This window comes from Variovorax sp. GW821-FHT09B01, assembly GCF_059418345.1.
The window spans coordinates 344,719-354,741 of sequence record NZ_JBWKPQ010000003.1; the positions used below are offsets into that span (position 1 = coordinate 344,719).

A 10,023-nucleotide genomic window follows, 5' to 3' on the forward strand; every position below is an offset into this window, starting at 1 on the left:
GTCACGCGGGTTCCTTCTTGGCCGTCGCCGGTGCTGCAGCCGGTGCCGCGCCGGGCTTGGCGCCATCGGCCGGCGCATCGGGCGCCACCGCGACCACGTCGCCATCGGCCAGCGAGTCGGAGGGATTGAGCACCATGCGGTCGGTGCCCGCGAGCCCGTCGACCACCTCGACGTTCTCGCCGTAGTTGCGGCCCAAGGTCACGGGGCGCAGGCCGACGCGGCCCTGTGCGTCGACGATCGCCAGCCGCGTGCCCTCGGCGCGGAACAGCAGCGCGTTGGCCGGCACCGTGAGCGTGCCGCTCGCGGCCAGCGGCAGCTCGACCTGCACGTAGGCGCCCGGCAGCAGCGCGCCGTCGCGGTTGGGCAGCGAGACCTCGACCTGCATCATGCGCGTCGTGGTGTCGATGGCGCCCGCGGTGCGCGCGACCTGGCCGCTGAACTTCTGGCCGCGCAGCTCGGCCTGCGTCACCACTACCGGCTGCCCGGCCTTCACGAGCTGGGCATAGGCCTGCGGCACGTTGATGTACACGCGCAGCGGATCGGTCTGCGCCAGCACGAACAGCGCGCGGCCCGCGCCGCCGCCGGTGCCGGCATCGATCAGGTCGCCGGTGTCGACGTTGCGCCGCGTGATCACGCCGGCAAACGGCGCGACCACGCGCTTGAAGCCCTCGGTCTGCCTGAGCCGCTGCACGTTGGCATCGGCGGCCGCCACGTTGGCGGTGGCCTGCGCGACGGCGCTGCGGCGCTCGTCGAGGTCCTGCTGCGAAACCACGTCCTTCTTGCGCAGGTTCTCCCAGCGCGCGGCCGTGCTCTGCGCGAGCTCGAGGCCCGAGGCTGCCTGGTTGCGCGCCGCGATGGCCTGCGACAGCTGCTGGTCGATCTCGGGCGTCTCGATCTCGGCCAGCAGCTCGCCCTTCTCGACGCGGCTGCCGATGTCCTTGGTCCAGCGCTTGAGGTAGCCGCTGGCGCGCGCCGAGATCGGCGACTGCACGTAGCCCTGCAGCGTGCCCGGCAGCGCCAGCTTCTGGCCCGCGGTGGGCGTGCGCGGCAGCGCGGTCTGCACGTATTGCTTGGCATGCTCGACCGTGCTGGCCTGCAGTTCGCGCGCGTTGGCGATGCGCACGAACACCGTGCGCGCCGCGCCGAGCGCCAGCAGCACGAGCACGATCAGCACCAGCCAGCGGGTGCGCCGCACGATCTGGCGCCGCCGCAGCAGCTCGGGGCCGTCGCCGTCGTCGGCGGCGATGGGGTGGATGGCCAATGCCGAATGGCGTTGCTCTGTCATGCGCTATACGGCGCGGGGCCGTTTCCGTGGCGGGCCGCGCGGCCGTGGGAGGGCTGGGTGCGCGGCAGGTACAACAAGTCGAACATGGTCTCGAGACGGTCGGATGGCGCGGGCATCGCTCAGTGCTCCTGCGCGGTGGCGCCGGCCGGCGGATGGGCGCCGCCGCCGTGCGCGGCGCGCCGGTGCGCGAGCCAGCTGTGCACGCCCGCATAGACCGCGGGCACGAAGAACAGCGTCGACACCGTCGCGAACAGCAGGCCGCCGATCACGGCGCGGCCCAGCGGCGCGTTCTGCTCGGCGCCTTCGCCCAGGCCCAGCGCCATCGGGATCATGCCGATGATCATCGCCAGCGCCGTCATCAGCACCGGGCGGATGCGGGTGGCGCCGGCCTCGAGCGCGGCCGACAGCGGCGGAATGCCCGCGGCCAGCCGCTCGCGCGCGAAGGACACCATCAGGATCGAGTTGGCCGTGGCCACGCCCATGGTCATGATCGCGCCCGTGAGCGCCGGCACGCTCAGCGTGGTGCCGGTGATGAACAGCATCCAGGCGATGCCGGCCAGCGCGGCGGGCAGGGCGGTGATGATGATCGCGGCGTCGAGCCAGGACTGGAAGGTCACGACGATCAGCAGGTAGACCAGCACGATCGCCATCGCCAGGCCCACGCCCAGGCCGATGAACGAGGACTGCATGGTCTGCACCTGGCCGCGGATGTCGACGCGGCTGCCGCGCGAGAGCTTGGGCCGCATCTCGTCGACCAGCGCCTGCACCTTGCTCGCCACGCTCGCGAGGTCGGTGCCCTGCACGCTGACGTAGACGTCGATCACCGGCGCGATGTTGTAGCGCGACTGGATCGCCGGCTGGCGCGCCGCGCGCGCGTCGACCAGGTTGCCCAGCAGCTGCTGCGCACCGCCGGCCGCGGCCGCGCCGCCCGCGCCCACCGGAATGTTGAGCAGCGAATCGAGCGAGTCGACGTTGTACTGCGGCGTCTGCACCGCGATGCTGTAGACCACGCCGTTCTGCGGATTGAGCCAGTAGGCCGGCGCCGTCTGCGAGCTGCCCGACAGCGCGATCAGCACGTTCTGCCCCACGTTGGAGGCGGTCAGGCCGTACTGCTGCAGCCGCGAGCGGTCCATCGTCAGGTCCACCGAGGGCCCGTCGAGGCGCTGGTGCACGTGGGCGTCGACCGCGCCCGGGATCTGCCGGATCGCCTTGGTGAGCTCGGCCGCGCGCGCCGCGTTGCCCGCGATGTCGTTGCCGCTGAACTGCACGTCGATGGCCGCCGGCAGGCCGAAGTTGAGGATCTGCGTGACGATGTCGGCCGGCTGGAAGAAGAACTCGATGCCCGGGAAGCGCTTGGGCAGCTCGGCGCGCAGCGTGGTCACGAACTCCTCGGTCGGCCGGTGGCCGTCCTTCAGCGACATCAGGATCTCGGCGTCGAAGGTGCCGATGGTGCCGGCATTGCTGTACGACAGGTTGATGCCGCTGTTGGGCACGCCGAGGTTGTCGAGGATGGTCTCGAGCTGGTCGGGCGGCACCAGCTCGCGGATCGCGGCCTCGACCTGGTCGGTGAGGCGTGCGGTCTCCTCGATGCGGGTGCCGGTGGGCGCGCGCATGTGCAGCCGGATCTGGCCGGCGTCCACGGTCGGGAAGAAGTCGCGGCCCAGCGCCGGATAGAGCAGGCAGGACAGCAGGCAGAAGCCGAGGAACACCGAGATGAAGCCGCCGCGGCGCGACAGCAGCGCCGACAGCAGCAGCGTGTAGGCGCGGCGCACGCGCTCGAAGCGGCGGTCGAAGGCGCGGTACACGCGCTGCAGAGCGCTCGGTTTGGCGTTCTCGTCGGCCTGCTGGCCGTGCACGCCGCCCATCAGCAGCATCACCAGCGTGGGCACCAGCGTGCGCGACAGCAGGTAGGAAGCCAGCATCGCGAACACCACGGCCTCGGCCAGCGGCACGAACAGGAAGCGCGCCACGCCCGATAGGAAGAACATCGGCACGAACACGATGCAGATGCACAGCGTGGAGACGAAGGCCGCGTTGCCGATCTCGCCGGCGCCGACCTCGATCGCCTCCTTGAGCGGCGTGCCCATGTGCAGGTGGCGCTCGATGTTCTCGATGGTCACGATCGCCTGGTCCACCAATATGCCGACCGAGAGCGCGAGCCCGCCCAATGTCATCAGGTTGAGCGTTTCGCCCAGGCCGTAGAGCACCAGGATCGAGGCCAGGATCGACAGCGGGATGGTCAGGCCGATGATCAGCGTGCTGCGCCAGTTGCCGAGGAACAGCAGCACCATCGCGGCGGTCAGCGCGGCGGCCAGGATGGCCTCGAACACCACGCCCTTGACGGCCGCCTTCACGAACACCGACTGGTCGAACAGCGGCGTGATCTTGATGTCCTGCGGCATGGTCTGCGCCGCCACCGGCAGCATCGCGCGCAGATTGGCCACGATGTCCAGCGTGGAGGCGCCGCCGTTCTTCAGCACCGACAGCAGCACGCCGCGCACGCCGTCCTGGCGCACCACGTTGGTCTGCGGCGAGAAGCCGTCGCGCACGTAGGCCACGTCGCGCACGTAGACGGTGGCGCCGTTCACGGTGCGGATCGGCAGGTCGTTGAGGCCCGCGATCGCGTCGGGCGAGCCGTTCATGCGCACGCCGTACTCGGTGGCGCCGAACTTGGCGGTGCCCGAGGGCAGGATCAGGTTCTGCGTGTTGATCGCGTTCACCACGTCCGACGGCGACAGGCCGCGCGCCTGCAGCGCCTGGGTGTCGAGGTCGACCGAGATCAGCCGGTTCTTGCCGCCGTAGGGAAAGGGGATCGCCGCGCCGGGCACCGTGATGAGCTGCGGGCGCAGCTGGTTCACGGTGGCGTCGAACAGGGAGTTCTCAGAGCGCGTGGGGCTCGACAGCGCGAGCTGGATCACGGGCACGCTCGAGGCCGAGTACTTGATCACCAGCGGCGGCGTGATGCCCGGCGGCAGCTGCCGCACCTGGGCCTGCATCGAGGCCACCACCTGCGAGATCGCCATCTCGATGTTGGCGGTGGGCTGGAAGAACACCTTGATGATCGACACGCCCGCCAGCGACTGCGATTCGATGTGCTCGATGTCGCTGACGGTGGTGGTCAGGCCGCGCTCCACCTGGCCCGAGATGCGCTGGCCCATCTCCTGGGCCGGCAGGCCGGTGTAGTTCCAGATGACCGACACCACCGGGATATTGATCTCCGGAAAGATGTCGGTGGCCATCCGCAAGAGGACGAAGGGCGTGGCCAGCACGATCAGCATCGCCATGACGATGAAGGTGTACGGACGACGCAACGCGAGCTGAACCATGGACGGGTCTCTCTGCTTCCGGCGAAAAAAGGTTTCGCATCATAAGGAAGTAGTTTTAAGTTTGTTTAACTTAGTTACTTGGCCCTCTTCGGTGCGATTTTCGGGGTGGAACGGGCGACGCATGGAGCGTGCCGGATGGGATGGCGGTGCCTGCATCCGTGATTGAGTTGTACTCATAAAATAGGATCGAGAGGTCGAATTGGTGGTGGTTGATCGCTGATTTATGGCTGGTTTATGATTAAGTGATACTCAATTTTTTCTTCTTTCACCCGCCATGAGTCAGACCGATCCTTCTCCTGCCGCGCTGCCCGAGCGCTGCGTCATCGTCGTCGACGCCGCCTTGCCGCCGGGCCTGGCCGCCAATGCCGCGGCCGTGGTCGCGCTGACCGTCGGCCAGCGCCATCCGGGGCTGGTCGGCGCGCCGCTGGTCGATGCCTCGGGCCGGTCGCATCCGGGCCTGATCCCGATCGGCATCGCGGTGCTCGGTGCCTCGCAGGACGAACTCGTGGCGGTGCGGCAGAAGGCGCTCGCCAACACCGAGTGCGACGTGATCGACTTCCCGGTGCAGGGCCAGCAGACCACCAACTACGCGGCCTTCCGCGAGGCGGTGGCGAGCGTGCCGACCGAGGCGTTGCGCTACGTGGCGGTCGGCTTCGTCGGCGAGCGCAAGCCGCTGGGCAAGGTGGTGTCGAAGCTGGGGCTGCTCGGGCAGTAGGCGGGAGTCATGCCGGTGCGTCCAGCGCGAGACGCAGCCGGCTGACGTTCGGATTGCCCGCATCGCGCTGCACCTTGAAGCCCAGCCTGCGCGCCAGCGCGATCATCGCGAGGTTGTCGTAGAGCGTGATGTCGGCCAGCTGGCGCACGCCCGCGTCGCGCGCCGCCGCGATCAGCACGCGCATCAATTTCTCGGCCAGGCCGTGGCGCTGCCAGGCATCGGCGATCACCACCGCGAACTCGGCCACCTCGGCCGTTTCGGGCGTGTCGCCGCGCACGTAGCGCACCACACCCATCTGCTGCTCGGCGCCATCGACCTCGGTGGTGGCGATCAGCGCGAGCTCGCGCGCGTAGTCGATGTGGGTCATGCGCCAGAGCTCGTCGGGCTGCGGCTTGCGCGGCGAGAGCAGGCGGTGGTAGCCGGTGCGGTCCGACAGGCCCGCGACGAAGGCGGTGTGCATCGCGAGGTCGTCGGCATGGATCGGCCGGATGCGCACCGCGCGGCCATCGCGAAGCCGCCAGTCTTCGACGAGGTGCGCCGGGTAGGCGCCGGGTTCGGCGGGTGCTGCCATGGCCGGCGTTGTGCCATGGCGGAGGGCCGCGGGTCAATCCCCGCGACAGATCGACGGTTCGAGGCGAATCCGCATCAAAAAAAGAATGAACATTCGCTTAAAAAATACACATTTGTCATATCACGAAAATCAGCCTGTGAAGAAGTTGATGTTCTTTACGTAAGTTTGTGCAGCACATCAGGCCTGCTCAGTCTTGTTAGCGAAGGTGCTGTAACCTCAAGAAAAATAAGCGTTCACTCTCTTTTATTTTGTGAAGTGTTATTGCGGCCAATCTCCCGCTGACCACTTCGCAGAGGACAGGGCGTGAAGTCGGTTGATTTTCATCTTGTGGAAGGTTGAGGTAATTCATGTCGACTGAAAGTACATCTCGTTGGAATTCGTTCATTCGGCCGATGGCCCGTTTGACCGTTCATTTGAGCCTGGGGCTCGGCGTGGTGGTGGCGCTGGGCGGCGCAGGGCTGGCGGCCGCGCAGGGCGTGAAGACCGCGCCCGCGGCGGCCGAGGCGGCGCAGGAAAAGGGCGTGGCCGTGGTGCTCAAGCAGTCCAAGGTCGTCAAGGGCCCGCAGGGCAAGGAGCAGCTGGTCGAGGCCGCCTCGGTCAAGCCGGGCGACATCCTGGAATACACGGCGACCTATACCAATCACACGGGCCGCACCGTCAGCGGCCTGGTGGCCAACCTGCCGATTCCCGAGGGGCTGGAATACCTGCCCAGGAGTGCCAAGCCCGGCGCGACGCTGGTCAAGGCGGCGACCAAGGAGGGCATCTTCGCCCCCGAGCCGCTGGCGCGCCAGGTCAACGGCAAGTCGGAGCCCGTTCCCTACAACGAGTACCGCAGCTTGCGCTGGGAGCTCGGCCAGCTGCCCGCCAAGGGCGTGACCGCGGTCACCGCGCGCGCCAAGGTCGAGGAAGTGGTGCCGCCTGCCGCGCCCGTTGCAGCCGCTGCATCCGCAGCCACGGCCGAGCCGCTCAAGGCTCCGCGCGCCGCGCCCTGATTCGGCGCCGCTGACGACCGTCGGCCTCGCGCCGCGCTGACGGTCTGTCCTCTTTCTACCCCGTCCGTCTTTTTTGCCGGTTTCCTGCTGGAAATCGCCGGCCGGGGTGCGTTCGTCCGCTTTTTCAAGACCCTTAACCACCGAGGAGAAACCCCGTGATTCCTACCTTGTCAGCCCGTCGTGCCGGCCCCGTGCCGCGTACGCTCTGGGCGGGCGCCGCAGCTCTGACCCTGAGCTTCCTTTTCGGAAGCGATGCGCTCGCTGCGGCTCCGCCTGCCAACACCATCATCGGTAACCAGGCTTCGGCCACCTACCTCGATCCGAATGGCGCCAGCCAGCTCGCGACCTCGAACCTCGTGCAGACGACGGTGCAGCAGGTCGGCTCGTTCAACCTGGACGGCCGGACCACGGTGACCACCGACGTGATCAACAAGAAGATCGGCGCCGCGGGCGCGATCGTCTACGCGCCTCACGTGCTGACCAACACCGGCAACGGCAGCGACAAGTTCACCATCACCATCGACAACACCACGGCAGCGCCGGATGGCTTCTCGAAGATCGAGGTGTTCGCCGATGCCGACGCCGATGGCCTGCCCGACAGCACGACCGCGCTGTGCTCGGTCGCCCCGAACGCAGTCTGCACGGTGCCCGCGCAGACGGTGGCGGGTGGCAATGGCACCTTCCCGTTCGTCGTGGCGTACTCGATCCCGAGCACGGCAACGGCGGCCAACTTCACTTCGCCGCGGCCCGCGACCATCAACGCAGTGCCCGCGACCCTCGACCTGTACGAGGTGGCGAACCAGAAGGCGGCCGACCTCGACCACGTGGTCCTCACGGTCGACGCGGCATTCAATGCCTCGAAGAGCCTGAGGGTCCCGGCCGTCAGCTGGGTCGCCAACGGCGGCGTCTGGCCCGCGGCGAAGGACCACGGTCCGCGCTCGGCAGCCTCCTGCCAGGCGACGATCGCGGGCGCGACGTCGAACGACCCGAATTGCTCGTACACCACGTACACGCTGCAGTTCAACAACACGGGTGGCGCGGCCGGCAAGTTCTACATGACCGACACGTTGCCGAGCGGCTTCACCTACGTGCCGGGCTCCGCCGTCTGGAGCAGCGCACCGGGCCGGGCCCTGGGTGACGCGGCCGGCTCCGCGGACGATCCGAACGGCATCGACTTCTTCGCGAACGGCCAGAAGCTGAGCTTCCTGGTGTCCTCGCTGGCCCCGAACGTGACGCAGACCGTGAGCTTCGTCGTGCTGGTCAACAGCACCGCCGAAGTCGGTGGCACGACCACGACCAACCGGGCGGACTACATTCCCGAGAAGGTGCCGGACGACAAGACGACCACGAATCCGCCGACCGACCCGACCACGCCGACGAACGACAAGCCCTTCATCGTGGATGGCACCTTCGGCATCGTGCTCGGCTCCGCGCACCCCACGGCCAGCCCGGTCGCTTCGAAGGACGCCGAGCCTGGCAAGCCGCTGCTGACGGATGCCGACCAGACCACCCTGGCCTCCGGCGTCGCGGGTTCGACGGTGAAGTTCACGCAGACGGTGTTCAACACCGGCAATGCGGACGACATCGTGAACCTCACGGCGGACCTCAGCAAGTTCCCCGCGGGTTCGACCTTCCGCTTCTTCGCCGACGGTGGCTTCGCGCCGCTGATCGACAACAACAGCGACGGCATCGTCGACACCGGTCCGATCCGGCCCGGCCAGAGCGTCAAGATCGTCCTGGCGGTCACGCTGGGCGCGCCCGCGTCGATTCCGACCCAATCGTTCGAGGCCATCGTGCTGGGTACGTCGACCAAGGACAGCACCAAGTTCGATGCCACGCGCGACATCCTGTCGAAGCTGATCGGCGTGCTGGTCGACATGACCAATACCGCCAGCGGTAACGGTACGTCCGGCAACACCGGCAACGGCGACGTGGGCACGGGCCCGAGCCCGACCCCGACGACCACCACCACGACGCCGGCCGGCACGCCTGCTGTCTTCAACCTGTTCATCAAGAACAACGACAGCCTGGACAACGCCTTCAGCCTCGCGGCGAGCCAGACCAACAGCTTCCCGGGCAGCCTGCCCAGCGGCTGGACGGTGAAGTTCGTGGCTGCCGGCGCCACCTGCGCGGCCACCGGCATGACCACGGTCAACGTGGCCGCCGGTACGCAAGTGGCGGTCGACGCCTGCGTGACCCCGCCCGCTTCGCAGGCACCGGTCGAAGCCCAGCTGATCTACTTCCAGGTGCGCTCGACGAGCCCGACCTCCACCGGCGCCGTGGCGATCGACACGAAGCTGGATGCGGTGAAGGTGATCGGCGCCGACACCTGGGGTGCCACGCTGACGCCGAACAACGAAGGCCAGGTCGCTCCCGGCGGCTCGGTGGTCTATGCCCACACGCTGACCATCACCGGCGCGCAGAGCTGCGGCACGCAGTTCAACATCAAGGCGGTCCTGCCGGTCGCGGACGTGACCGCAGGCTGGACCACCGCGCTGTACCTGGACAACAACGGCGACGGCCAGATCGACACCGGCGACACGCTGGTGGGTGCCAACGGCCAGGTCGGTCCCACCGTGGACCTCAGCGGCGGCAAGGCGCACAAGCTGCTCGTCAAGGTGTTCGCACCGGGCGGCGCGACGGCCGGTACCACCGACACGGCCACCGTGACCGTGACCTTCCCCGAGCAGGCGAAGTGCGGCGAGCCCTCGGCGACCGACATCACCACCGTGATCACGGGCCAGATGCGCCTGATCAAGCTGCAGGCGAAGGACGAGAACTGCGATGGCACCGAGGCGCCGACCTCGTCGGCGGCACTTGCCGTGAAGCCGGGCCAGTGCATCGTCTACCGCATCGTCGCGACCAATGAAGGCGCCTCGCCGGTGACCAACATGTCGATCAACGACGCGGTGCCTGCCTACACCAGCCTGACGGCCGCACCGGACGGCGCGCAGCCCTCGGAGCAGTGCGCCTCCGCGGGCGTGACGCCGGCCTTCGCGCAAGCGAACTACACGGCGACCGCGAGCTCGGTGTCGTGCGGCAGCGCGGCCAACACGGTCGCGCCTGGCGGCAAGGCCACGCTGACCTTCTCGGTGAAGGTCAACAAGTAAGCGTCGGCTGAACGATGGAACCGG

6 protein-coding genes are annotated in these 10,023 nt (G+C 68.2%); 3 read left to right on the forward strand and 3 right to left on the reverse strand.

The annotated features are described in order from the left end of the window. Position 1: 1 nt before the first annotated feature. Both AC07RV_RS13045 and AC07RV_RS13050 read right to left on the reverse strand, forming a co-directional pair. Positions 2-1,285: an efflux RND transporter periplasmic adaptor subunit gene (locus AC07RV_RS13045; RefSeq protein WP_296778383.1), complete on the reverse strand. Its 1,284-nt coding sequence runs from the start codon at positions 1,283-1,285 to the stop codon at positions 2-4. A gap of 119 nt (positions 1,286-1,404) precedes the next feature. Further along, positions 1,405-4,611 carry an efflux RND transporter permease subunit gene (locus AC07RV_RS13050; RefSeq protein ID WP_296778380.1) on the reverse strand — a complete coding sequence of 1,069 codons (3,207 nt, stop codon included), beginning with the start codon at positions 4,609-4,611 and terminating at the stop codon, positions 1,405-1,407. A 274-nt stretch (positions 4,612-4,885) separates the two neighbouring features. Here AC07RV_RS13050 and AC07RV_RS13055 point away from each other — a divergent pair, with 274 nt between their 5' ends. Next, the gene (locus AC07RV_RS13055; RefSeq protein ID WP_296778376.1) at positions 4,886-5,326 is read left to right on the forward strand and encodes a DUF2000 domain-containing protein; all 441 of its coding nucleotides are present in this window, start codon (positions 4,886-4,888) and stop codon (positions 5,324-5,326) included. A gap of 7 nt (positions 5,327-5,333) precedes the next feature. On the opposite strand, the gene AC07RV_RS13060 is transcribed toward AC07RV_RS13055, so the two are convergent. Further along, complete coding sequence (locus AC07RV_RS13060; protein WP_296778374.1) at positions 5,334-5,897, reverse strand: GNAT family N-acetyltransferase; 564 nt, start codon at positions 5,895-5,897, stop codon at positions 5,334-5,336. A gap of 392 nt (positions 5,898-6,289) precedes the next feature. Between AC07RV_RS13060 and AC07RV_RS13065 the strand changes: the two genes are divergently transcribed. Together AC07RV_RS13065 and AC07RV_RS13070 are read left to right on the forward strand one after the other, a co-directional pair. After that, positions 6,290-6,889, forward strand: coding sequence for a hypothetical protein (locus AC07RV_RS13065; protein WP_296778371.1), 600 nt, complete (start codon positions 6,290-6,292; stop codon positions 6,887-6,889). A gap of 155 nt (positions 6,890-7,044) precedes the next feature. Further along, the gene (locus AC07RV_RS13070) at positions 7,045-9,999 is read left to right on the forward strand and encodes a hypothetical protein (protein WP_296778367.1); all 2,955 of its coding nucleotides are present in this window, start codon (positions 7,045-7,047) and stop codon (positions 9,997-9,999) included. Positions 10,000-10,023: the final 24 nt, after the last annotated feature.